Origin of the sequence: Acidithiobacillus albertensis (assembly GCF_001931655.1) — a bacterium.
Classification (GTDB): Bacteria; Pseudomonadota; Gammaproteobacteria; order Acidithiobacillales; family Acidithiobacillaceae; genus Acidithiobacillus; species Acidithiobacillus thiooxidans.
In genome coordinates this window covers 2,141,519-2,166,115 of record NZ_MOAD01000001.1, presented here as the reverse complement: position 1 = coordinate 2,166,115, position 24,597 = coordinate 2,141,519, and the positions used below count along the sequence as shown (strand labels likewise).

Below are 24,597 nucleotides of genomic sequence, written 5' to 3'. Positions count from 1 at the left end.
AAGCTTATGTCTTCCTCACCTGAAGCACTGGTTCCGTCAGTGGATGCCTTTCTGGAGGCTATTCAACGGCGCCGGACTTTTGCGATTATTTCCCATCCTGATGCGGGTAAAACTACCCTGACGGAAAAACTGTTGTTGTTTGGCGGTGCCATTCAACTGGCAGGGACCGTCAAGGCGCGTAAAAGTAGCCGCCATGCTACCAGTGACTGGATGGCTATTGAAAAAAATCGCGGTATTTCCGTGGCGAGTTCGGTGATGCAGTTTGAATATGCGGATCATGTGATCAATCTGCTGGATACGCCCGGTCACCAGGACTTCTCCGAAGATACTTATCGGGTGCTGACGGCCGTGGATTCAGCCCTGATGGTCATTGACGGCGGTAATGGTGTGGAAGCCCAGACCATCAAATTGCTGGAAGTGTGCCGGTTGCGCGATACGCCCATCATCACCTTCATGAACAAGTTTGACCGCGAAAGCCGGGATCCTACGGAACTGATGGATGAAGTGGAGTCGGTGCTGGGCATTCAATGCGCCCCCGTCACCTGGCCGATTGGTATGGGCAAGCGTTTTCGAGGGGTCTACCACCTGTTGCGGGATGAAGTATTGGTGTTCGCCCCTGGTGAGGAAACCCGTGAGCATCAGCTGGAATGTATAGCTGGCCTGGATAATCCGGAGCTGGACCGGCGCTTTCCTGAGGAAATGCCCGAGTTGCGGGAACAGGTGGAGCTGCTGCGGGCCGCTTCCAACCCGTTTTCACTGGAAGATTTTCTGGCGGGACAGCAGACCCCGGTATTTTTCGGCTCCGCCATCAACAATTTCGGCGTCCGGGAATTACTCGGAGCCCTGATTGACTGGGCACCCTCGCCGCGTCCAAGACCAACGACTGGCCGTGCGGTGCAACCCGATGAACAGGCTTTCAGCGGCTTTGTATTCAAAATACAGGCCAATATGGATCCCCAGCATCGCGATCGGGTAGCGTTTTTGCGGGTTTGTTCCGGTCATTTTCAGCGTGGCATGAAAATCAAGCATCTGCGTATAGGGCGTGATATTCAGGTGCACAATCCCATCACTTTTCTGGCCCAGGAAAGAGAGCTGGTGGAAGACGCCTATGCCGGAGACATCATCGGCCTGCATAACCATGGCAGCATTCAGATTGGTGACAGCTTCAGCCAGGGCGAGGCGCTGCAATTTACGGGAATACCCTATTTTGCGCCGGAATTGTTCCGGCGGGTGCGGCTGCGCAATCCGCTCAAGGCCAAGCAACTGCAAAAAGGCCTGCAGCAGTTGGCAGAGGAGGGCGCGACCCAGGTTTTCAAGCCACTGCAGGGTGGCGATATGATTCTGGGGGCAGTGGGCGTGCTGCAATTTGATGTGGTGGCAGAGCGCCTGAAAACTGAATACGCGGTGGAAGCCATTTTTGATCCGGTTACCGTCCAGACGGCCCGCTGGATTCAATGTGAGGATGCCAAAATCCTCGCAGAATTCACCCGTAAGCATGAAGATCATTTGGCTGAAGATGCGGGGGGGCGCCTTGCCTATCTGGCCCCCTCGCGGGTGAATCTGGATTTGACCATGGAACGCTGGCCGCAGGTCATCTTCCATGCCACCCGGGAGCATGCGGATACCTGAGATTATAGACAAAAGGAGATTGCACGGATGAAAAAATCCACCCTGATGGTCCTGATGCTGCTGATTTGGCCCCTGGCAGCGGCCGCCCAGGACCTGGAGTCATTGCGCAATCAGGCCGAGTCTGATCCGGCCACTTTAGCACAGTTGCAGGCGCTCGCCCGTGGGCATGATGCCAAGGCGGCATTTTATCTGGGGACCCTGTATTCACCGCTGATCACCCGTAAGGAAGTCACCGTCCATAAAGGCTGGCCAGAAACCCTCCATTGGTACCGTAAAGCTGCAGGATTGGGTCTGGCTCGTGCTGATTTTGACCTGGGTCTTGCTTACGAAGAAGGCCTGGGTGTGCGCAAAAATCCGCAACAGGCCAAGGCCTATTTTGCGCGCATGGCCCATATTGCCCAGCTTGAAACAGCCCTGCCAGCCGCTGCCCAGGTTCCCGCAAACCCGCAGGAGTCAGCGCGGCAGGATTGATGGTTGTTGTGACTGGTCGTATCGCTCATTTGCGCGTCAACAGAAAAACCACTATCCCGAAAAATACCAAGCCTCCTGATAAAGCCAGTAATATTAAAGGATTGCTTAAGCCTGCGAAGGGACTGGCACCGTACATGATCGCTCCTCTGATAGTAAATGCGGAAACTGACCTATACTGAATTTTATCACAGAAGCGCAAAGCATTTGACAACGATTTATAATTAGTCTAAATATATATTTAGTTTCATTTGTGATCTGGGTAATGTGTCGAGGTTCGTGGCTGTCTGTCTATATCAATAAGGAGGATGTGATATGTCTGAAGAAATGACTTGTCCGTTTCGTAAAACCATGGCTACCGGTGATGTACAGTCAATTCGCGATTGGTGGCCAGAGCGCTTGAATCTTGGGCTCCTGCGTCAAAATTCGGCTTTATCCAACCCCATGCCAAGCGATTTTGACTACGTCAAAGCGTTTCAGGCGTTGGATCTGGAAGCAGTCAAGGCAGATCTCCGTACTTTAATGACAGAATCCCAGGATTGGTGGCCAGCCGATTTTGGTCATTACGGACCTTTTTTCATACGCATGGCCTGGCATTCAGCGGGTACTTATCGTACGGGTGACGGGCGGGGTGGTGCGGGTGCTGCCCAGCAGCGTTTTGCCCCCATCAATAGCTGGCCGGACAATGTCAACCTGGACAAGGCCCGGCGTTTACTTTGGCCGGTCAAACAAAAATATGGGCACAGCATTTCCTGGGGTGATCTCATGATGCTGACCGGCAATGTGGCTCTGGAATCCATGGGCTTTAAGGTATTTGGTTTCGGCGGTGGACGTCGGGACGTTTGGGAGCCTGATGAATCGGTTTACTGGGGTGCAGAAAATACCTGGTTGGGCGATCAGGATCGTTACACCGGCAAGCGAGACCTGGAAAATCCTCTGGCAGCGGTGCAAATGGGCTTGATTTATGTGAATCCGGAAGGCCCGGGAGGCAATCCAGATCCGGTGGCAGCCATTGAAGACGTCCGTGAGACCTTTGCACGCATGGCCATGAACGATGAAGAGACTGTAGCATTAATTGCCGGCGGGCATTCTTTTGGGAAGACACATGGGGCCGGACCGGCCACCCATGTTGGTCCGGAACCAGAAGCCGCACCCATTGAAAATCAGGGTTTGGGCTGGAAAAGCAGCTTTCGCAGTGGCAAGGGAGAAGATCAGATTGGTAGTGGTCTGGAAGTCACCTGGACGAAAACCCCCACGCAGTGGAGTAATAATTTTTTCGAAAATCTGTTTGGCTTCGAGTGGGAACTGGAAAAAAGTCCAGCGGGGGCCCATCAGTGGGTTGCCAAAAATGCTCCCGAAATCATTCCCGATGCCCATGATCCATCAAAATTTCATCGTCCAACCATGTTGACGACGGATCTCGTCCTGCGCTTCGATCCCGTTTACGAGAAAATTTCGCGGCACTTTTACGAGCATCCGGAAGCTTTTGCCGATGCTTTTGCGCGCGCCTGGTTTAAGCTGACGCACCGGGACATGGGACCTAAAAGCCGGTATTTGGGGCCTGATGTGCCGCAAGAAGATTTGCTTTGGCAGGATCCCATACCGGATGTGAATCATCCATTGGTGGATGATCAGGATCTAGTTGCTCTGAAGAGCAAAATCATGGATTCAGATTTGACGGTTTCGGAAATGGTGACAACCGCCTGGGCATCTGCCTCAACTTTTCGTGGGTCTGACAAACGTGGTGGTGTAAATGGAGCGCGTATTTGTCTGGAACCGCAAAAGCAATGGGAAGTCAACCAGCCCGCGCAATTGATCAAGGTATTAAATACACTTGAAGGTATTCGTGCCGACTTCAATGCCAAGCAAAGCGGGGGCAAACAAATATCCATGGCAGATCTGCTTGTTCTTGCAGGTAATGCAGCGATAGAAGACGCAGCCCGCCAGGCTGGTCACCAGATAACGGTGTCGTTTACTCCGGGACGCATGGACGCTACCCAGGAGCAGACGGATGTGGTCTCCTTTGCCGTATTGGAGCCAGTCGCAGACGGTTTCCGTAACTACCGCAGTGCCCGTTGTTCCAACATCCCAGCAGAGGCTCTGTTGCTGGACAAAGCTCAATTATTGACCTTAACTGTTCCGGAAATGACGGTTCTGTTAGCTGGTTTGCGTGTATTGGGCGGGAATTTTGCCGCAGCCGAACACGGTGTGTTTACAGACAGGCCCGGTGTTCTCAGTAATGACTTTTTTGTGCAGCTTCTGGATATGCGGACAGAATGGAAAGCAGATGCGGAGGAGGCTGAAACCTTCACCGGCTATGATCGTAAAACGGGGGCTCGCAAGTGGTCTGCGACCCGGGTGGATCTGGTTTTTGGATCGCATTCCGAGTTGCGGGCAGTGGCTGAAGTGTATGCCAGCGCCGATGGGCAAGCTCAATTTGTGGAGGATTTTGTAAAAGCCTGGACCAAGGTCATGAATCTCGATCGTTTTGATTTGGCTGGATAAAAACTGGCAGGCAGGCTCAGGTCAGATTAATGAATGAACCTTTGCGCCAGCCGCCGATACTGGATGGCCTCGGACAGATGCTGCAGGCTGATCGTGGCGCTTTCTTCCAGATCGGCAATGCTGCGGGCCAGACGCAAAATGCGGTGATAGCCACGGGCGGAAAGATGCAGGGTGTCAGCGGCGCGCGTCAGTAAGCGGGCGCCCTCGGGCTGTAGTGCACAATGCTGGTCCAACGCTTCGCCCTGAAGTTGGGCATTACGGCAGGACTGTCGTTGCCACTGTCGGTTTATGGCCGCGCTGATCCGCTCGCGCCAGTAGGCAGAACTTTCGCCTTCTGGCGCTTTTTGCAGGAGTTCTACCGGAAGACTCGGTACTTCTATTTGGATATCCATACGATCCAGCAGGGGGCCGGAAAGACGGCTGCGATACTGGGAAATTTGGGTTGGGGTGCATACACAGGCCTGGTGGGGGTTACCGAGATTGCCGCAGGGGCAGGGATTCATGGCGGCAATCAACTGAAAACGCGCCGGGAAGGTGCTTTGCCGGGCGGCTCTGGAAATATGGATTTCGCCGGACTCCAGAGGCTCCCGAAGCACTTCGAGAACACTCCGCGAGAATTCCGGCATTTCATCCAGAAAAAGAATGCCATGATGCGCAAGACTGATTTCTCCGGGGCGGGGGCGCGATCCCCCACCCACCAGTGCTGCCGAAGAGGCACTATGATGAGGGGAACGAAAGGGACGTTGTCCCCAGCGTTGCACATCAAATCCACCGCTTTGCAAACTATGGATGGCGGCCACTTCCAGGGCTTCGCTGCGGCGCAGGGGCGGAAGCAATCCGGGCAAACGCGCGGCCAACATGCTTTTTCCGGTCCCGGGAGGCCCGGACAGGAGAATATGATGACCTCCGACGGCCGCAATAATCAGTGCCCGTTTGACGGTTTCCTGACCGCGCACATCCCGCAAGTCCGGATAGGGGATGGCGTTTATGCCGATCTCGTCATGAGGCACCGTTTCCGGCAGTGGTTGGGTGCCGCGCAGGTGGGCCACTGCTTCCGCGAGATTGCGGCAGGCCAATACGGGTGCCGTGCGAGCTAAAGCGGCTTCCACGGCATTGCCTTCCGGGAGCAGTAAAGCATGTCCGGCCTGACCGGCAGCCAGACTGCTGGAGAGGGCTCCGGTCACCGGACGCAAACTGCCATCCAGCGCCAGTTCCCCGATCATTTCCAGATTTTCCAAGGCTTTCAGAGGAATCTGACCACTGGCGGCGAGAATGCCAATGGCAATAGGCAGGTCAAAGCGCCCCCCATCCTTGGGGAGATCGGCGGGCGCCAGATTGACGACCATGCGCCGGGCCGGAAACTCGAAGCCACTGTTCTGAATGGCGGAGCGGACGCGATCCCGGGATTCCTTGACGGCAGTCTCGGCCAACCCCACCACAGCAAAAGTGGGTAGACCCGGCCCCAGATCGCATTCTACGGCGACTGCAGCAGCATGCACCCCCGTGAGCGCACGACTCTGGACAATCGCCAGAGGCAAGGTTCAGTCCTTGTCGGTATTTTCGTCGAGGGCTGCTTTGGGAGCCAGGGCGTCCAGGCGCGCTTCCAAGGCTGCCACGCGCGAGGCCAGTCGGGATACCAGATCCTGCTGGACATCAAATTCGTCGCGGGTAACCAGATCCAGACGATCCAAGGCATTGGAGAGAATGGCCTTAACCTGTTTGTCCACATCTTCTTTGACGGTGCCCAGGCGCGCAAATGCGTCACCAAGAGTGGCAGCAATATCATCAGCAATACGGTGTTGCATGGCAGTCTCCTTAAAGGCCCATGGCCTGACGAATCAGAAAGCGCTTGACCGGTGGCAGCATTGCCGTTCCCAGCATGCCAATATCGCGCAGGCGGGCAAGGCCACGACTGCGATTGGAAAACAGATGGCTCAGTGCCCCGCAGGTCATCACATTGAGAAGATTATCAGGGCGTCGCGCCCTTTGATAGCGGCGCAGCACAAGATCATCTCCCCAGTCCTCATGTTGGGCTTGCGCGTCGCGAATGGTGCTGATCAATGCCTGCGCATCGCGAAAGCCCAGATTGACCCCCAGTCCGGCCAATGGATGCGCCCCATGGGCACTATCTCCCAGAACTACGCAACGGTCACCTAGGTAACGGCTGCTGTGCAGACCGGAAAGCGGGTAACTGCTGCGCTGGCCGATACGCACAAAGTGCCCCAATTGTGGTCCGAATGCCTGATACAGAGCGGTCAAAAATGTGCTGTCGTCCATGGTCATCAAACGCCGCGCCAAGGCGTGTTTGGCGCTCCAGACGATGGATGCACGGGGATGATTTTCGGCATCAGCGCTGAAGGGCAGGACGGCCAGGGGGCCAGTCGCCAGAAAACGCTGATAGGCGATCCCGCGATGGGGTTTTTCCATCCATACGGTGGCGGTGATGGCATCCTGGCCGTAGTCTTCCTGAAAAACCGGCGCCTGAATAAGTTGTTTGCGCAGGCTTGATTGGCGGCCTTCGGCAATGGCCAGGAGGGTGGTTTTGTATCCGGTTCCATCTCTCGTAGTAAGTTGCATGTGTTGCTGATCAGTCCGGGCCTGAGCGATTTCCTGGGCGTAAAGCACAGTGACTCCCGCTTCGGCCAGAGCGGCATGGAGCTGCTGCTCCAAACGCCGGTTTTCAACAATATGACCGAGAAAGGTTTCGCCGGCTTCTTCGGCGTCCAGATGAATGCTGCCGGAATTTTCAGCATCCCAGACCCGCATTCTCTCGACTTTACTGCCAAGCGTGGCCAGGTCGATACCGAGTTCCTGTAAAAAGCGCTGCGAACCATTGGCAACCAGGCTTGCTCGCTCCGAGGGATCGGCCAGGGCGCAGACCGATTGCGGACGTTTTTCAAAAAGTGCGACCCGGAGACCGCTTTGCCGGGCAGCCAGCGCCAGGCTGGCACCCACCATGCCGGCTCCGGAAATGATCAGGTCGTAATGTGCGTCAGTGGACATGGACAGACTCCCACATCAGGTCTGGGATGCTGCTCCCGGCAGGCAGGCGAATTCCCGCCAGACGGGCAGCGAGTTCGCGTTTCCCGAACGTGCTTTGTTCGAGCAGGGCAAGGGCTGCAGCGCGGGCGAAACGCAATGGCAGGCGCGGACTGCTGAACAGGCGATTCATGGCTTCGGTGAAGGCGATGGTTTCCAGGCGGTCCCGGCGGCGAATCCGGCTGTAATCTTCCAGCAAGCGTCTGGCCCCGGGATCCTGCCCGGCAGCGGCAGCCTCCCGAAGCAAGGCGGCCAGGGTGATGACATCGCGCAAGCCCAGATTGTAACCTTGGCCAGCCAGGGGATGGAGCGTTTGCGCCGCATTTCCCACCAGTGCCAGGCGTTGACTGGGCTGAGCCCATAAGCGCTGGAAAAACAGCGGATATACGCTACGCGGACCAACGCCGGTCAGTAGAGGAAGATGGGGAGGCCGTTGGCGGTTCAGGGCTTCCAGAAAAGCGAAATCACTTAAATCCAGCATCTGGCTGGCGGCACTGGGACGCAGGCTCCAGACAATGGAAAATTGCTGTTGACCAATAGGCAAAAAAGCCAGTGGCCCGCTCTCTTGAAAATGTTCAAAGGCAATGCCCGGTAAGGCTTCTCGCGCTGTTACCGTGGCGACAATAGCATGGCGGTTATGATCCCAGCCCATGCGCTGCAAAGCCGCCAGACGGGCAAGACCCCCATGTCCGCCGTCGGCCACGACCGCCAGCGCCGTGTCCACGCGCAGATCCGGCCAATCCAGCTGGAGACGATCGGGAAACCACTGCATACCTTCCAGAGGCCCCGCCCCTTCCTGCCGCAGCGTACTACATTGCGCCAGCGGCAGTGCCAGCGCTGCTTGCAAGGTGTTCAGTCCGGCTACTTCTCCCAGGCGTTGTTCCGGCGCTTCCAGAAGCTGCTGCTCCAGGCGGACCCGTCCGCTGAGTCCCTGCTGGGTGATCTGGACGGTTTCAATGGCGGCAGCATCATGCAGCGGCATTTGGACGCCGAGATGGCTGAGAAGACGACGACTCCCCAGTGCCAGGGCAACCGTCCGCTCACTATGCGCAGGGCGGGGCTGCTGCAGCGGAAAGGTGTCCACCATGAGTATGTTGAGGGATGTCTGTTTCAGGGCCAGCACCAGACTGTGCGCCACAGGCCCATTGCCGAGGATGGTGATATCGGCGGTCAGGCTACGCATAATTTCTCCGGTACTTGAGCATATACTGCCATTTAAGACCAAGATGCTCCTTGCAGCAAGTCATGAAGCTGCAAATCCGGCGGAGCATGCGGACACAAGCCATCAGAAAGTCCTAGAATGGCTGGATGGAGATTCGCTCAGTGAACCATAACGGCAACTCAGCTGGCACGCCGCAAAACCCTTTGCTGCAGGGTTTGATTGACAGTCATTGTCATCTGGATGACGAGGCCTTTGCTCCAGACCGTAGCGCCGTCATACAAAGGGCCAAAAATGCTGGCGTCGATAAAATTCTGGTGCCTGCTTACAGCCCGGCATTTTGGCCGCGTCTGCACCATCTCTGCGCGCAACAGTCCATGCTTTATCCGGCTTACGGAGTGCACCCTTTGTATCTCAATGCGTGTGCTTCCGACTGGCTTGAACAACTGCGAAGCCTGCTGGATCAGGCGGTGGCGGTCGGCGAAATTGGACTCGATCTTTCGGAAAGCGCGCCTGATTATGGGTCGCAAGTGGCCTGCCTGAAAATGCAGTTGCATCTGGCCCAAGAGCTGAATTTGCCCGTGATTCTCCACGCGCGTCGCACCCTGGAAGATCTATCACTCATTCTCAGGGATTTTTCGGGGCTGCGCGGGGTGGTGCACAGTTTTTCCGGGAGTCTGGTACAGGCCCAACGACTGGTGGACAGGGGATTTTATCTGGGGTTAGGTGGGGCTTTTACCCATGCGCGGGCGCTGCGCCTGCGGGCCACTATCCAGTCCCTGCCGCTGGAGCGGATTCTGGTGGAAACGGACGCTCCCTGGCAATCTGCCGAAAGTTACCGGGGGCAGCGCAACGAACCCGCCTTTCTGCTGGAAACCGTGCATGCGCTTGCAGGTCTGCTCCAGATGGCGCCGCAAGCGTTGGCAGGGCAGCTCACCCGTAATACTCTGACTCTTTTTCAGGAAAAATTATAAATGCAAGATCCCTTTATTCGTAGCGAAATTCTTTTGGGTGCTGGGGCAGTAGCCGATTTGCGCCACCGCCATGTGCTTATTGCCGGGGTGGGAGGCGTGGGGGGATATGTAGCAGAAAACCTGGCCCGGGCGGGGGTCGGTAAAATCACCCTGGTTGATCACGATGTAGTCTCCTCATCCAATATTAACCGCCAGTTGGTGGCTTTGCACTCGACGCTGGACCAGCCCAAGGTGGCCGTGATGGCGGCAAGGATTCAGGATATTTCTCCAGATTGTGAAGTGGACGCCCGACAGGAATTTATTACCGTCGACAATGCCGAGCAGATCCTGCGTGACAGTGGCGCGGAAGTGGTAGCGGATTGTATTGATGCCATTGCCTGGAAAGCGGTGCTTATTCAATCAGCCCAGCATTTGGGTCTGGAAGTGTTTTCGAGTATGGGCGCAGGGAATCGTCTGGATCCCCGGCGGGTGCGAGTAGCCAAATTGAATCAGACGGAGACATGTCCGCTGGCCCGTGAAGTCCGGGCGTTACTCCGTAAAAACGGCGCCAGCCTCGATTTTCTGACTGTATTTTCCGATGAGGCACCGCGACCTGCCGCTCCCCAGGAGCCGGTTAGCGGCCCGCAGGGACGGCCCAAAACGGTCAATGGAACCATTTCCTATATGCCCGCGATATTTGGTGTGTTGCTTTCTGGAATGATTGTGCAATATTTTCTTACGGCTGGCGAAAACGAAAAAAACAACTAACTATAAGTTTATATTGGGAAGATAAGAAGCATATAACCAAATTATTATATTATTGGGTTCGGTAGCGTAGAGGCGCTTCAAGTTATGGCAAAATTCATGAGTACGGAGTGGATTCGTCTGGTGGGTAAACAATGGGACACCCATCCGGAAATCCAGAAAGATCTGAAAAATTTTAATGCGACCTGGGAATACTATATTGAGGATCGTCCCGATATCCCCCATGTCATGCTTTTCTGCAAAGCCGGAAAAGTCATCTATGCGGGCCCTTCTGATGGTCGTCGTCGTGATTTCATCATGTGGACCTCCATGGACAACTGGAAAAAAATTCTTTCCGGCGAGCTGTCTGGAAAAGCCGCGCTGATGACGCGTAAGCTGAAATTTAAAGGGTCCATGATGACCGCCATGAAATATATGACCCCATTCAATATTCACCTGAGTATTCTGGGTGAAATACCCGTCGATTTTGATATTTAGGGCGGATGCATTGATGACAGAAGAAGTTTTGCCTTCCAAAACCATACTGAACTTTACGGTTGACCCGAATTATTCCGGGAAAAATCTGCCAGGCTGGTTTTTGATGAATACTTTTTTGCAGCGTCACCTGGGTCGGGTAATGCATTTTCAACCGCAGGATGATTTTGACAGCGGTCGGGCGGCAGTGCTGTCCGGAAATTATGATCTGGTATATGCCAATCCTTTTGATTGGGTGCAGTATCAGCAAAAGCTGGGTTTTCTGCCCATCGTCAAGCCGCTAAACCATTTTGATGAAGTGTACTTGTGCGCACCAGCAGCAGGTTCTATTCATCATGCTGAGGATTTTCCGGAGCGTATCCGGATTGCTTCGGCGCATCCCTCAACGCTGGTCCATATGGTGGGATTATTCCTCATGGATAAAGCTGACATTGATCGAGCGCGTCTGGATTTTGTGTTTACCGGCAGCTATCAAGGGGTGCTCAAGGCCTTACTGCAGGGCCAGGCGGATTTGGGTTTTCTTTTTAATGAAGTTTACAGCAGTGCCAGTAAACTGATCCGTGAACGTTTAAGAGTGATTGATCAGTCTGATGATGCCTTTGCTTTTCATGCTTTTTGCGTGGGCCCACGCTTACTGTCACAACGTGAATTACTGACTGACTTGTTGATAAACATGGATCAGGATCCTCGTGGGAAAAGCCTGTTGGAAGATTTGGGTTTTTCCGGATTTGAGGCGGTTACGGAAGATGAAATCGCCTGCCTTGCCACCCTTGCCGATGAATACATCAGCGGTCACGAAGCCATTGATATTCGTGCGACCTCCAGCCTGGCCGTGGCAGACAGCGCCTTTGTCGTCGCCCGTGAAGATCCCGAAGGCGGGACAAATTAGCCGTGCTGCGGTTACAATGCGCCCATGAGCTATCGTGACCTGCGTGCCTTTATTGCCGACCTTGAAAAACGTGACCTGCTGCGCACTCTGAATGTGCCGGTTTCTCCGCAGCTGGAGATGACGGAAATTTGTGATCGTACCCTGCGGGCAGGTGGCCCAGCGGTGTTATTCAAAAAGCCCAGCGGGTTCGATATACCGGTGCTGGGCAATCTTTTTGGAACCACGGAAAGAGTCGCTCTGGGTATGGGTGCAGAGTCTCTGGCTGATCTGCGCCAGATTGGTCAATTGCTGTCCTATCTCAAGGAGCCGGATCCGCCCCGGGGACTGAAGGACCTGTGGAGCAAATTGCCGACCTTGCGCAAGGTGCTGTATATGGCTCCGACAAATGTTGCGCGCCCGGTTTGTCAGGAAGTGATCATGCGCGGCGACGATGTGGATTTATCCACCTTGCCGGTGCAGACCTGTTGGCCCGAAGACGTAGCACCACTCATGACCTGGGGGCTGACCATTACCAAAGGTCCGCACAAGCGCCGTGCCAATATGGGAATTTACCGACAACAGGTCATTGGCCGTAATCGGGTGATCATGCGTTGGCTGGCGCACCGGGGTGGGGCGCAGGATTTACGTGAATTTCAAAAATTACATCCGGGTGAAGCTTTCCCGGTTGCTGTGGCCTATGGTGCTGACCCGGCCACTATTCTCGCCGCCGTTATTCCCATTCCCGATACGGTTTCCGAACATCAATTTGCGGGATTACTACGGGGCGGGCGGACGGAACTGGCCAAAGCGTTGACCGTACCCCTGCAAGTTCCGGCGCGCGCGGAAATAGTCCTGGAAGGGCACATATATCCCGATGATATGGCTGAAGAGGGACCTTTTGGCGACCACACCGGATATTACAACGAAACCCAGAAATTCCCCGTTTTTACGGTCGAAGCCGTCACCCACCGCGAAAACCCCATTTATCATAGTACCTATACCGGACGCCCTCCGGACGAGCCAGCCATTCTTGGTGCGGCCCTGAATGAGGTTTTTGTGCCTCTTCTGCAAAAGCAGTTTCCGGAAATTGTTGATTTTTATCTGCCTCCCGAAGGCTGCTCCTATCGCCTGGCTGTAGTCAGTATCCGCAAGGGATATCCAGGACATGCCAAACGTGTCATGTTTGGTATTTGGGGATTTTTACGGCAGTTCATGTACACCAAATTTATTATTGTCGTGGACGACGACATCAATGTGCGCAGTTGGGAGGATGTCATCTGGGCGATGACAACGCGCATGGACCCGGTACGGGACATTACGCTGATAGACAATACGCCCATCGATTACCTCGATTTTGCTTCGCCGGTGGCTGGTCTGGGCGGTAAAACGGGTTTTGATGCCACCAACAAGATGCCGGGCGAAACCAGTCGGGAATGGGGGCGTCCCATCCAGATGACCAGTGCCGTGCGGGACAGCGTGGATGCTATACTGAGTAGTCTGGATCGACCGCTTTTCTAATCGGGTATGGTTGGGGTTTCTAAAATTGTTGTATGGGGTTATTCTCATTCGCTGATGGTGGAGCGGGTGATGGGAATCGAACCCACGTCATGAGCTTGGGAAGCTCAGGTTCTACCATTGAACTACACCCGCATGCGCTGGATTCTAAGCGTTTGCAGATGAAAACGCAAGGCAGCAAAACAGGCATTTTTTTAAGAATTTTCAATTAAAGTCAATAAGATGGTTAATAGACCAAGAGGCAAGAATATGGAAGAGTTACCAACCCGGGAAGAGGATATCGAGCAGGCTTCGCGTTCTCTGAAAGCCATGGCCCACCCCCTGCGCCTCAAGGTGCTTTGTGTTTTGGGTTCAGAAGAAATGAGTGTTCAGGACATTGTCTCCGCAGTGGGTACCACACAAAGTAATATTTCTCAGCATCTCGCCATTTTGCGGGAAAAAGATATCCTTCGCGCTCGCAAGGACGCTAACAAGGTTTATTATCGAGTGGGTGATCCGCGCACTTTGCGCCTGATTTCCATGATGAGTGATGTGTTCTGCAGTATCCACTGAAACTCTGGATAGATCTGAATCATCGGCTAGCAAAGGCAATGGCAGCAAGAACCGGTGCCTGATGCGCATTTGTGGAATATGATGATATTCTGATATACTCCGCCGCCTGTGCCTGCTGGTTTTCAGAAAACGCAAGGAAAAGCAATTGGTAATGGCTGCGTGACCTGATTTGTGGCGGCTTTGTTTGGCGGAGAAATCAATGCATTACAGTCCCTATAAAAAATCCCTGGCGCTCGTTGCCATAGCTGTCTCAGGAACTTTTTTTGCCCTATCTGCTCAGGCAGTGGATTTTAACCAGTGTGTGGCCATGGCACTCAAACAGAATCCGCAGATGATGGCCGCCAAGGCGGAGCAGGCGGAAGCCAAGGGGGCGGTGTCCCAGGCGCGTGGCCACCTGCTGCCGAAACTGAAAGCTTCGTTTTCTGCCAGCCAGTCCAATAATGCCTTGACCGTTTTCGGGATGAAGTTGTCCCAACGCCAGGCAACTTTCAATGATTTTGGCGCGAATCAGTTTAATCCCAGTAATCCCAACAGCCTCAATGTGGCACCGGCTGGTCTCAATTTGCCGGGTAGTTATCATAACTACGGTACCAAACTCCAGTTGGAAATTCCGATCTGGAATGGTGGTGAAATCTGGGGGCGCCTGAGCCAGGCCCACGCCATGCTGGAAGCCGCCCAAAGCGGAAATGTCATGGCCCGGCAAAAGCTGACTTTTGCGGTTTTGCAGGCCTACGACAGCGTCATTGCGGCTGAAAGCGCCATTCAGGTTGCCCATAAAGCCCAGAAGGCCGCTGAGTCCTATGTCAAAACCAGCAAGTTGCTTCTGGATAAAGGGGTGCTGGTCAAAAGCGATTGGCTGGCAGCTGAGGTGAATCTGGAAAAAGCTCAGCTGGCAGTGCAGACCGCAGAAAATGACCATGCTAATGCTCTGGAAAATCTGTCTATTCTGATTGGATGGCCGGAAGAAAAAACATTATCCGTGGGGAAACCCGTACAACCCGCCTTACCTGATCACTCCCTTCTGGATTTGCAGCGCCAGGCGATGACAGAAAATGCGGGCATTGTCGCGTTACGCCACAAGCTGAAAGCTGCTCAGGATGGTATCCAGGTCGCTCGTGCAGCCTATCTGCCCCATGTGAACGCCATGGCCAATCAGGAATGGAACGGTACATCCTTGGGTAATGCTGCTCCTTCCTATACCGTTGGCGGCGAAGTCACCTGGAATGTGCTGGATTTTTCCCGGGGCGGGGGCATGGATCGGGCGCAGGCCGAACGTGAGCAGGCCATGGCCGCCTTGCAGGAAGCGCAGGACAAGCTGCGCTTGCAGGTGGCAGAAGTCTGGCGCGGTGCGCGTGAGGCGGCACTGCGCGTCAAAATGCGCCGTCTGGCTGTTCAGCAAATGGAAGAATCCCAGCGTCTGGTGCGACTGCGTTATGAAAATGGCGTTGAAACCATTACCGGCTTGTTACATGGGCAAGCCGAGCTGGATCAATCCCGGGCTGAACTGGTATCGGCCGATTATGCCGAGGCTGTCCAGCGTGCCGCACTGCTGCTGGCCATTGGTAAACTGAATCCGCAAGAAATCGTCGACGTGGCCCCGGTGTCCGTCGTGGAAGGAGCTTCCTGATGTTGACCTTGAAACGCACCGTCATGCTATCAGCCATTGTTTTGGCCAGTGCCGGCTTGGCTGCCTGCAGTAAATCCCCTCCCCAGACCCCTGCTGTGCATCACAGTGTGAGTGCTCCGGTCATGCAGATTGGAGGGAAGAACATGGCCGCCTTTAGCCAGGTCCCGGGCACGGTGACTGCGGCCCGGCAGGTGCAAATCAGCTCGCGACTCAGTGGTTATATTCGTCATCTGGATCTACGCGAAGGTCAGGCGGTGAAAGCTGGGCAGCTCCTCTTTGAGGTCGATCCAACGGATGTGCAGGCCCAGGTCCAGCAGGCCCAGGCGGGTCTTGCCGAGGCACAGTCCAGTCTGATTGATGCCCGGTCCAATTATGAGCGCTTCAAGGCCCTGTATGCCCAGCAGGCGATTCCCGAAAAGCAGTGGGATCAGGTGAAGTCGGCCTATGCCATGGCCCAGGCGCGTGCCGCTGCCGCGCGTGCGGGTATTGCCAGTGCTGAGGCCCAGATGCGTTATGCTCGAGTAACTGCACCGTTTTCCGGAACCATTATCAATAAACAGGCCCAAAATGGCGATATGGCCTCGCCGGGGCAACCGGTGCTTACTTTGGCCAATACCAGTCAACTGGAAGTGCGCTTTGCCGCCGGCAGTGCTTTATACCGCAGCCTGAAAATTGGTCAGACGCTCAGCGTGCTTGCAGACGGCCAGCGGATACCCGCGACGGTGCTGGATATGGTCAACGCGGCAGATGCCATGACCCATGCCCACACCGTCAAGCTGAGTCTGCCCGCCGATAGTCATCTCCAGGCAGGAGATTATGTGACCGTTGCGGCCCCGCTGGCGGCCCGCAAGATTATTGCAGTGCCTGCCAGCGCTTTGCTGGATCGTGCCGGCATCCCCGGCGTGTTTGTTGTAGACGCCCACGGCATCGCCCATTACCGGATGGTGCGTCCCGGCCCGGAAACACCGGATGGTGTAGAAATTCTGGCCGGCCTGAGTACTGGAGAAACCGTGGTGACGGGTAATCTTGCTGCAGTCAACAATGGCGATCAGATCAAGGCCGGAGCAGCCCATGGCTGATCAGCAGCACAAAATGAATCTGGCCGGACGGCTGGCCCAGTCTTTTTACCAATCCAAAATTACCGTGCTCATCATGATTGCCATCGCCCTGTTCGGGCTCCTGGCGGTTACGGTGACCCCGCGTCTTTACAATCCCGAGATTGTGGTTCCGGCAGCAGAAATTTTCGTCATGCGCCCCGGTTCCAACAGTGAGGAAATCCACAATTTAGTCATCCGCCCGTTGGAAGCGCTGATGGCTTCTCTGCCGGGAGTGCATCATACCTTCGGTTACTCCGTGAATGACATGGGCATTGTCACTGTGGAATTCCAGGTGGGAGCCAATGAAGAAAAAAGCCTGCTGGAGGTGTATAACCAGCTCAGCCGCAATATGGACAAAATGCCGCCGGGGACGGAACAGCCTCTGGTCAAGTCCATAGGGATCAATGATGTTCCCATCATGACGGTGACTTTAAGTACATCACAGTTGACGCCGGTGGCCTTGCGTCAGGTGGGTACCCGCTTGATGGATCAATTGCAGAATGTGCCCGATGTGGCTAATGCTACCCTTATTGGTGGAGGCAGGCAGGCGGTCAATGTCTGGCTCAACCCCGCCAAACTCGCGAGTGCCGGTCTCAGTCTGAAAAATATCCAGCAGTCCCTGCAGGGCAACAATGTGATTTTGCCGGGTGGTCATCTGGTCAATGACAATCACGAAATTCCTCTGCGCATCAATGGCGCACTGGGTTCCGCGCAAGATGTCGGTAATGTGATTATCGGCAGCCATGATGGCCAACCCATTTTTCTGAAAAATGTAGCACGTATTGAGGAAGGCGCAGCGGAAGGGCACACTGCAATCAGCAATACGGCAGGATTGGCCAATCGCATGCAGCTGCCGGCCGGAACAAATATGCCGGCAGTAACCATTACCCTGGCCAAGCGCCCGGGAACCAATGCGGTCACTGTCGCTGATGCCATCAAGGCCAAGCTGGGGCGCCTGGAACAGGAGGCACTGCCCGAGGGCGTGCACGTCACCATTACCCGGGATTACGGTGCCCGGGCTGATGATGCCGTCAGTACCCTGTTTGAGCATCTCAGCATCGCTGTCGGCGTGGTGGCCATCATCTTGATGATTTTCCTGGGTTGGCGGGAAGCCGGTATTGTCATTTTGACGGTGCCCCTGACTCTGGGAGCGGTACTGGGCATTGGCTGGTTGCTGGGCCAGACCATCAACCGCATCACCCTGTTTGCCCTGATTTTATCGTTGGGCTTATTGGTCGATGGCGGCATTGTGGTGATTGAAAATATCCACCGTCATTTGCATGGATGTGCCAAAGGTGGTTTTGCCAACTGCGTGATTCATGCCACCAATGAAATTGGTAATCCTACCAATATCGCTACGTTAGCGGTCATTCTGGCTTTTGTGCCGATGGCTTTTGTGACCGGCATGATGGGTCCTTTCATGTTGCCGATCCCCATTTTTGTGCCCATTGCCATGATTGCTTCGGTGCTGTTGGCTTATACGGTAGTTCCCTGGGGTGCGTATCGTTTTCTGCGCAAGAAGGCTGCCAAGGCGGCAGATACCCATTCCCATGCGGGACATGAAACAGAGCATGAGGATGGGACCCAAGCTCCCCAAGATGCGTTACAAAGGGGTTATTTGCGTGTGGTAACCCCCCTGCTCAAGTCTTCTGGAAGGCGCAATATATTCTTCCTGATTGTCGTGGTATTGCTGTTGTTGGCCATGTTGATGCCCCTATGGCAGTTTGTCCGTCCTCAGGGTATGAATGGCCCCCTCAGTGCCTTGGGCGTCAATTTGAAGATGCTCCCGGAAGGTAATGTCAGTGATTTCATGATTCAGGTGGATACGCCTGCAGGTACTGCATTGGATGCCACCGGTCAGGTGACGCAAGCGGTAGGGGATGTCCTCAGTCATAATCATTACATAGAAAACTTCCAGACGTATTTGGGACGTTCTGCTCCGGTGGATTTTGCGGGACTGGTACGTGGTGACATGATGCGCGAAGGCAGTAATTACGCCCAGATACAAATCAATCTGGTACCGCGTGATGAGCGCCCCATGTCGCATACGGTGGCGGTGGAGGTGTATAAAGCCCTGCAGAGTGTGCGCAGTCGTTATCCCCAGGCCGTCATCAAGATTTTTGAGGTTCCGCCGGGGCCCCCCGTGCGTGCCCAGGTGGTGGCAGAGCTTTATGGCCCGAATTACCAAAAATTGCGGGAACTGGCGGGGACGGTAGAGCAGCACTTCCGGAAAGTGTACGACATGATTAACGTGGATGATTCGGTCACGGCGACTGTGCCCGAATACCGGATTCACGTAGATCGGCAAAAGGCCATGCTCGCAGGGGTGGCTCCGGCACAAGTGGCTGAGCTGGTACATGACTATGTTGCGGGCACCAAGCTCGGTGCCTTGCATGATCCTTCAGCGCGGGAACCGGTAGACATCATTTTGCGGGTCCCCCCCCAGGATCGTGCCTGGCGTCAGCAGATTCTTGATCTGCATATTCGCAACAGTCAGGGGCAAGAGGTGGCCTTGTCCAGTATTGTCCAGATCCAGAAAACCACTCTGGCCAAACCGATTTATGATCGGGACCAACATCCGGTGGTCTATGTGACCGGCGATCTGATTGGTTCAAGCCCGGTGTACGCCGTCCTGAGCCTGAATCACTGGCTGGATGATCAGCACATTGACGGTGTCCATCTGACCACTGGCAATCTCGGCTTCACGCCTGCCCAGCCCGATGATATTACCCACTACCAGATTCTCTGGGGGGGAGATATGCGCCTGACTCTGGATGTGTTTCGCGATCTGGGTGCCGCTTTCATTGTGGCTCTGGTGTTCATCTATCTGATGTTGGTGGCTTATTATCAGTCTTTTATGATGCCGGTCATTGTCATGGGCGCCATTCCCATGACCCTGATTGGTGTGTTTCCCGGGCACTGGTTGTTGAATACGCCCTTTAACGCAACTTCCATGATTGGTGTCATTGCATTGGCCGGTGTAGTGGTGCGTAACTCACTACTGTTAATTGATTTTATTATTGATTATCGGCGTCAGGGCTACGCGCTTGAAGAGGCCGTGTTGCAGGCGGGGGCAGTGCGGTTTCGCCCGATTTTGCTGACGGCTCTGGCTATCATGTTCGGCTCGGCCATTATGGTGACCGATCCGGTATTTGGTGGTCTGGCGGTTTCCTTGATTTTTGGTACCTTCGCCTCCACACTGCTGACGTTAGTGGTGATTCCGCTTTTATACTTTTTGTGGGAGCGGCGCCTTGAAAAGCAGACGCAGAGGATTTAACAGAAAATGAATACAGAACGTTGGGTACGTGTGGTTGCTGGTTTTTTTGTTCTGGTGAGTGTGGTTTTGGGTGCGCCCGCCAGCCCGATTTTCGTCAGTGAGTGGTTCCTGGCATTTACGCTCTTTGTCGGTTTCAATTTGTTGCAGAGCGGTTTCACTTGTTTCTGCCCTCTGGACAAAATTTTACTGAAGCTTGGCGTACCGGGTTCAGGGTCCTGCGGGAGATAATTCATGGAAGCCAAAATTCTCACCTTTGTCCAGGCGCAATGGCCGCTTTTACTGGCAGCAGTAGCCTTGATCATCATGATTTTTAAAGGCCCACTGACGCGCAAAGCAGCAGGAATCAGTGAGGTGGATGCGAAAACGGCGGTTCAGTTGATTAACCACGAAGAAGCTGTAGTCATTGATGTGCGCGAACAAAAGGAATGGGCTCAGGGGCATCTCCCCGGCGCCCGTCATATTCCCCTCGGGGATCTTCCCAAGTACATGAAAGATTTGGAAAAACATCGTGGTCATCATGTCATTTGCCAGTGTGCCAGCGGAATGCGTTCGGCGCGGGCTGCTGCGAGCCTGAAAAAAGCGGGCTTTGATAAAATCTACAGCCTCAAGGGTGGTATTGGCGCCTGGAGGGGTGCTGGATTACCGGTCGAAAAATGAAAGTAGCAGCCGAAGTGTTGATGTATGCTACGGGGACTTGCCCCTATTGCCATCGCGCAGAGGCCCTGCTGCGGAGTAAGGGCGTCAATCCACAAATTATTCGGGTGGACCACAACCCGGCTTTACGTCGGGAAATGCAGCAGCGCGCCCACGGAAGGCACACCGTACCGCAGATTTTCATTAATGGTCAGCATGTGGGTGGTTCTGATGATCTGGCGGCCCTGAATCATCGTGGGGCTCTGGACGCTCTCCTGCAGTCTGCACCCCAGGAATAGCCGGCAAGGCGGATTTGGAGGAGAAAATGAAGGGATTGATGGTAGTTTGTCCTTCCTGTGGAAGCCTGAATCGGGTGCCGCAGGAGCGTCTGGGTGACAAAGCCAAATGCGGCAAGTGTCATGCTGAAATCTTGCCCGACCACCCGGTTAATCTGGCTGCTGCAAGCTTCAATACCTACATCCAGAAAAATGAATTACCCGTATTGGTAGATTTTTGGGCCCCCTGGTGTGGTCCATGCCGCAGTATGGCCCCGCAGTTTGAGCAGGCTGGACGAACTTTGCGTGGTCGCGTGCTTTTTGCCAAGGTCAATACGGAAGAAGAACAGTCCTTGGGGGCGCGCTTCCAGATCCGCTCTATTCCCAGCATGGTTCTTTTCAAAATTGGTAAGGAATACGCGCGGGTCAGTGGTGCCATGGGCGCTGCGGATATTCAGCGCTGGCTTGCTGCTCAGGGTGTCTAGATCAGAATTCTTTCAGTAAAGGTGCAAGCCATCATTATCTGTCTTGACTTCTTTCGAATAAACACTAAATTACCTCTATAACTTGAGATTTTAAAATAAGTTGGGGGCGTGTTGTGTGTGATTCATCCAGAACTTATTCCAATCGGCGTCAATTTCTTCGGCAGTTAGTTCTGGGTGGAGCTCTGCTCGGAACCTGGAAAATGGCGGATGCGGGCAATTTCCTGCGCAGCCGATCGAAAGAACGTCCCATTGTGGTTTGCCTGGATCCCGGTCACGGGGGCCACGACCCTGGTGCGGTTGGTTTGCGTGGCACCCGGGAAAAAGACGTGGTGCTCGACGTCGGCCTTACTCTGGCCCAACGTTTGCGCGAAACTCCGGGGATACAGGTCGTCATGACCCGGCATACGGATCAATATATTCCGCTGATGTCGCGTATGCATCTGGGTTCACAACATCGGGCTGATCTGTTTATTTCCATTCATGCGGATGCTTTTCCTGACCCCGACGTACGGGGTTCCACGGTCTGGGCGTTGTCAGGGAAGGGCGCCAGTAATGCCGCAGCGCGCTGGCTGGCGAAAACCCAAAATGCAGCAGACCCCTTACTGAGCAAGTTGCCTGCAGGCAGCCCGAATCCCATGCTCAATGAAGTATTAATCAATATGACCCAGACGGCCGCCATGAATGCAGCGGCAGCGGCAGCAGATGTGATGATTCGCGGGCTGGTGGGGGTGGAAGGGCTACATAATGCGGCCGTGCAACATGCTAATTTTGTGGTGTTGCGTGCGCCCGATGTGCCTTCCATGTTGGTCGAGACCGCCTTTATTTCCAACCCGCAGGAAGAACAGCGACTGCGTGACCCGGAATTTCGTCAGACCCTTGCGCGCAGTATGCACGATGCTATTGTTGCCCACTTTGTGAAGGCACCACCTGCTGATAGCTGTTGGTCATCGGCTAATCATATTCTGGGTCATCATGAAACTCTCTCGGAAGTCGCGCGACGGTATGGCCTCAGTGTTGAAGCGCTCCGCCTCGCCAATAATCTCCCCCATGGTGAAGAGCCAGCAGGCACCCATCTGCGTGTTCCGATCATGAGTGCCTGAGATCAGGTTCTGTGCAGTTTTACGGGCAAGTGATATAACTAAGCAGTTGGCCGACAGAACTATAGGTGGACATTGCAGTATTCTCAAGCGGAACTCCGGACAGAAAGAAATCAGACGCGGCTAGAAGAGTGGATTAATGGACTCTTGCACGGCGCTGGAGCCATGGGTGCGCTGCTGATATTTATTATCTGGTTGCTGGGAGCGGCGTTGCACAGTAAAGCGCTGGCCATTGTCAGTGTTTCGGTATTTGTGACTACCATCCTGATTTTATATGCGGCATCCACCATTTATCATTTGCTGCCACAGGGACCCGCCAAACTGTTTTTTCAATGGGTGGATCGTTCGGCCATTTACCTGTTGATTGCCGGCACCTATACGCCCGTGACCCTGATGGTTTTGCACGATGTCTGGGGGATGATTCTTCTGGTGCTGGAATGGGTGCTGGCGTTGGTGGGTATTTTACTGTTGGTGTTCACCGGAAAGCGCTTTTATACCCTGTCTTTGATGCTCTATTTGCTGATGGGTTGGATGGCAGTGTTTGCGGTGCTGCCTTTGTATCGCGCCTCTCCAGGCTGGTTTTTGTGGCTGTTGCTGGGTGGTGGTGCCGCTTATACGCTGGGAGTTGTTTTCTTTCTGTTGGACCAACGTAAATACTTCCATTCGATCTGGCATATTTTTGTCATTGCCGGTACGGCTCTGCAATTCTGGGCTATCCTGCAGTTTGCGGGTTGACCTGATTATACTTGCTATTATTCGGTGGATCCTTATAATCTGTGGCCCTGCTCCCATCGTCTAGCGGTCTAGGACACTGGCCTCTCACGTCGGTAACAGGGGTTCGAACCCCCTTGGGAGCACCAGTTACCGTCTCAGTGAAAATTATACTGGCTGATCTGCTGACTATTGTTGCAGAAATGACCATGAAGGCAGACAGCTTCGTAATGCCATTAAACAATTTTGGTCAATGGCTTTTCCCACTTCCTGTTCCATGATTTCCAGAGTGCGGGCAACAGGTACTGCGTCGCGATAGGGTCTTTTGGCAGTGATTGCATCAAAAATGTCAGCGGTGGTGATGATTTTGGTTTCAAGGGAAATATCCTTTGCAAGCAAGCCTAAGGGATATCCCATTCCATCCAGGCGTTCATGATGGGCGCCAGCAATAGCAGCTATATCCTGAAAATGAAAAATTCTTTGCAGAACATCCTTGGTTAATCCGGCATGAATCCGAACCGCTTCCCATTCCTGATCATCCAGTTTGCCGGGTTTGTCGAGGATATGATTACTGACGCCAAGCTTTCCCACATCGTGCAATAACGCACCACGTCGCAACCAGCGTCGATGCTCTGGAGTGAACCCCATTTGTTCCGCAATTCCGTCAGTGTAAAGGCTTACCCGACGACTATGATCATGTGTATAGGGGCTTTTTATATCGACTATGGAAGCAAAAACCTCTGCAATATGATCTAATCTGTCCTCGTCAATAAAGGTTCTGCAGGATACGGGTTCCAGGGCGCTGACGCGTGACTCAATCCCTTCATCCTTGAGTCCTTCCCAAAACCCATCGGTCTGATAAAGTGCCTGAAAAGCTTTTACTATCTCAGGATTAAACCATGTTCCCTGACGTCGACGCAGCTCTTTATGGACGTCATGGCGTGATCCTGTCTTGTAGAAAATATCTATGACCTGAGAGATCAGGGCTATTTGTGAAAACAATGGAATCTGGTTGCCTTTTAAGCCTTCCGGACGCCCTTTACCGTTCCAGTGCTCGTCAAGACTCTTGATGCTTTCGGCAACCTTTGCGTTGAAACCTAATTTTAGCGCTATATTGGATCCACGTTCACAGCGGGTTTGAACCAGTTCTGTCGCCAGTTCTTCTCCTTTGCTGCCAAGATGCACAACACGACGCATTTTTCCCAGAATATCCTCATGTTGACCAACGTGACGAAACACAAATTTGGCTAGCTGCAAAAAATTCTGATTGTCTACCAGCTTGTAGTCTTTTTTGACCAGTCTTTCATCGGTGCCATAAAGCTCCCACAGACGCGCGGCGTTACTGCTGCAACCGGCGTCTTTCAGTAATACCGAGTAGTACAGGTCGGTTAAGGCAGTATCGTCAAGCCGTAATTCACGACCGATATGCATGGCAATCCAGGTGCAGCGCAAAGAATGGCCGGCTGGC

Annotated in this window: 23 protein-coding genes and 2 tRNA genes; 19 read left to right on the top strand and 6 right to left on the bottom strand. The window is 54.1% G+C overall.

Translation table 11 applies throughout. The features are described from left to right. Positions 1 to 6 precede the first annotated feature (6 nt). The 3 genes from BLW97_RS11145 (at position 7) to katG (ending at position 4,602) form a co-directional block, all read left to right on the top strand. On the top strand, positions 7 to 1,629 hold the full coding sequence (locus tag BLW97_RS11145; protein WP_051690695.1) for a peptide chain release factor 3: 1,623 nt from the start codon (positions 7 to 9) through the stop codon (positions 1,627 to 1,629). A 27-nt stretch (positions 1,630 to 1,656) separates the two neighbouring features. Beyond that, complete coding sequence (locus tag BLW97_RS11140; protein WP_031574014.1) at positions 1,657 to 2,100, top strand: SEL1-like repeat protein; 444 nt, start codon at positions 1,657 to 1,659, stop codon at positions 2,098 to 2,100. Between the two features lie 312 nt (positions 2,101 to 2,412). Beyond that, positions 2,413 to 4,602 (top strand): catalase/peroxidase HPI, encoded by a 2,190-nt coding sequence (gene katG / locus BLW97_RS11130; protein WP_075323185.1) that lies wholly within the window; start codon positions 2,413 to 2,415, stop codon positions 4,600 to 4,602. 26 nt (positions 4,603 to 4,628) lie between these two features. Here katG and BLW97_RS11125 read toward each other — a convergent pair whose 3' ends face one another. Genes BLW97_RS11125 through BLW97_RS11110 form a run of 4 tightly spaced genes read right to left on the bottom strand, consistent with a single transcriptional unit; the run spans position 4,629 to position 8,824 of the window. After that, a complete protein-coding gene (locus BLW97_RS11125; RefSeq protein WP_075323184.1) occupies positions 4,629 to 6,140 on the bottom strand; it encodes a YifB family Mg chelatase-like AAA ATPase in 1,512 nt (503 codons plus the stop codon). A 3-nt stretch (positions 6,141 to 6,143) separates the two neighbouring features. Then, on the bottom strand, positions 6,144 to 6,407 hold the full coding sequence (locus BLW97_RS11120; RefSeq protein WP_010637786.1) for an accessory factor UbiK family protein: 264 nt from the start codon (positions 6,405 to 6,407) through the stop codon (positions 6,144 to 6,146). Positions 6,408 to 6,417: 10 nt separating this feature from the next. After that, positions 6,418 to 7,605 (bottom strand): FAD-dependent monooxygenase, encoded by a 1,188-nt coding sequence (locus BLW97_RS11115; RefSeq protein ID WP_075323183.1) that lies wholly within the window; start codon positions 7,603 to 7,605, stop codon positions 6,418 to 6,420. After that, positions 7,595 to 8,824 (bottom strand): FAD-dependent monooxygenase, encoded by a 1,230-nt coding sequence (locus BLW97_RS11110; RefSeq protein ID WP_075323182.1) that lies wholly within the window; start codon positions 8,822 to 8,824, stop codon positions 7,595 to 7,597. Before BLW97_RS11110 ends, BLW97_RS11115 begins: the two co-directional genes overlap by 11 nt. A gap of 140 nt (positions 8,825 to 8,964) precedes the next feature. Between BLW97_RS11110 and BLW97_RS11105 the strand changes: the two genes are divergently transcribed. From BLW97_RS11105 to ubiD, 5 genes are all read left to right on the top strand, one after another. After that, the gene (locus BLW97_RS11105; protein WP_077218384.1) at positions 8,965 to 9,774 is read left to right on the top strand and encodes a TatD family hydrolase; all 810 of its coding nucleotides are present in this window, start codon (positions 8,965 to 8,967) and stop codon (positions 9,772 to 9,774) included. After that, positions 9,775 to 10,521, top strand: a complete 747-nt coding sequence (locus BLW97_RS11100) for a tRNA threonylcarbamoyladenosine dehydratase (RefSeq protein ID WP_075323181.1) — start codon at positions 9,775 to 9,777, stop codon at positions 10,519 to 10,521. 84 nt (positions 10,522 to 10,605) lie between these two features. Next, on the top strand, positions 10,606 to 10,995 hold the full coding sequence (locus tag BLW97_RS11095; protein ID WP_010637778.1) for an SCP2 sterol-binding domain-containing protein: 390 nt from the start codon (positions 10,606 to 10,608) through the stop codon (positions 10,993 to 10,995). A gap of 13 nt (positions 10,996 to 11,008) precedes the next feature. Beyond that, positions 11,009 to 11,881, top strand: coding sequence for a phosphate/phosphite/phosphonate ABC transporter substrate-binding protein (locus BLW97_RS11090; RefSeq protein ID WP_010637777.1), 873 nt, complete (start codon positions 11,009 to 11,011; stop codon positions 11,879 to 11,881). 24 nt (positions 11,882 to 11,905) lie between these two features. Beyond that, positions 11,906 to 13,378, top strand: a complete 1,473-nt coding sequence (gene ubiD / locus BLW97_RS11085) for a 4-hydroxy-3-polyprenylbenzoate decarboxylase (RefSeq protein WP_075323180.1) — start codon at positions 11,906 to 11,908, stop codon at positions 13,376 to 13,378. 58 nt (positions 13,379 to 13,436) lie between these two features. Here ubiD and BLW97_RS11080 read toward each other — a convergent pair. Then, positions 13,437 to 13,510: transfer RNA gene (locus BLW97_RS11080), tRNA-Gly, on the bottom strand. A 114-nt stretch (positions 13,511 to 13,624) separates the two neighbouring features. Between BLW97_RS11080 and BLW97_RS11075 the strand changes: the two genes are divergently transcribed. The 11 genes from BLW97_RS11075 to BLW97_RS11025 all read left to right on the top strand — a co-directional run bounded on the left by BLW97_RS11075 (position 13,625) and on the right by BLW97_RS11025 (position 23,278). Continuing rightward, positions 13,625 to 13,927, top strand: coding sequence for an ArsR/SmtB family transcription factor (locus BLW97_RS11075; protein ID WP_024893036.1), 303 nt, complete (start codon positions 13,625 to 13,627; stop codon positions 13,925 to 13,927). Between the two features lie 199 nt (positions 13,928 to 14,126). Next, on the top strand, positions 14,127 to 15,554 hold the full coding sequence (locus BLW97_RS11070; protein ID WP_075323179.1) for a TolC family protein: 1,428 nt from the start codon (positions 14,127 to 14,129) through the stop codon (positions 15,552 to 15,554). Further along, positions 15,554 to 16,633, top strand: coding sequence for an efflux RND transporter periplasmic adaptor subunit (locus BLW97_RS11065; protein ID WP_075323178.1), 1,080 nt, complete (start codon positions 15,554 to 15,556; stop codon positions 16,631 to 16,633). The genes BLW97_RS11070 and BLW97_RS11065 overlap by 1 nt, the downstream gene beginning before the upstream one ends. Next, positions 16,626 to 19,928 carry an efflux RND transporter permease subunit gene (locus BLW97_RS11060; protein ID WP_075323177.1) on the top strand — a complete coding sequence of 1,101 codons (3,303 nt, stop codon included), beginning with the start codon at positions 16,626 to 16,628 and terminating at the stop codon, positions 19,926 to 19,928. Before BLW97_RS11065 ends, BLW97_RS11060 begins: the two co-directional genes overlap by 8 nt. A gap of 6 nt (positions 19,929 to 19,934) precedes the next feature. Then, positions 19,935 to 20,156 (top strand): YgaP family membrane protein, encoded by a 222-nt coding sequence (locus BLW97_RS11055; RefSeq protein WP_010637351.1) that lies wholly within the window; start codon positions 19,935 to 19,937, stop codon positions 20,154 to 20,156. Positions 20,157 to 20,159: 3 nt separating this feature from the next. Further along, positions 20,160 to 20,585 (top strand): rhodanese-like domain-containing protein, encoded by a 426-nt coding sequence (locus tag BLW97_RS11050; RefSeq protein WP_075323176.1) that lies wholly within the window; start codon positions 20,160 to 20,162, stop codon positions 20,583 to 20,585. Beyond that, a complete protein-coding gene (gene grxC, locus BLW97_RS11045; protein WP_010637355.1) occupies positions 20,582 to 20,860 on the top strand; it encodes a glutaredoxin 3 in 279 nt (92 codons plus the stop codon). The genes BLW97_RS11050 and grxC overlap by 4 nt, the downstream gene beginning before the upstream one ends. A 26-nt stretch (positions 20,861 to 20,886) precedes the next feature. Then, positions 20,887 to 21,321 (top strand): thioredoxin TrxC, encoded by a 435-nt coding sequence (gene trxC / locus BLW97_RS11040; protein WP_031572233.1) that lies wholly within the window; start codon positions 20,887 to 20,889, stop codon positions 21,319 to 21,321. Between the two features lie 113 nt (positions 21,322 to 21,434). After that, on the top strand, positions 21,435 to 22,421 hold the full coding sequence (locus BLW97_RS11035) for an N-acetylmuramoyl-L-alanine amidase family protein (RefSeq protein WP_029315977.1): 987 nt from the start codon (positions 21,435 to 21,437) through the stop codon (positions 22,419 to 22,421). A gap of 72 nt (positions 22,422 to 22,493) precedes the next feature. Beyond that, positions 22,494 to 23,153: a PAQR family membrane homeostasis protein TrhA gene (trhA, locus tag BLW97_RS11030; protein ID WP_075323175.1), complete on the top strand. Its 660-nt coding sequence runs from the start codon at positions 22,494 to 22,496 to the stop codon at positions 23,151 to 23,153. Between the two features lie 49 nt (positions 23,154 to 23,202). Next, a tRNA-Glu gene (locus tag BLW97_RS11025) sits at positions 23,203 to 23,278 on the top strand. Between the two features lie 40 nt (positions 23,279 to 23,318). On the opposite strand, the gene BLW97_RS11020 is transcribed toward BLW97_RS11025, so the two are convergent. Beyond that, on the bottom strand, positions 23,319 to 24,560 hold the full coding sequence (locus tag BLW97_RS11020; RefSeq protein ID WP_207650591.1) for an HD-GYP domain-containing protein: 1,242 nt from the start codon (positions 24,558 to 24,560) through the stop codon (positions 23,319 to 23,321). Positions 24,561 to 24,597 lie beyond the last annotated feature (37 nt).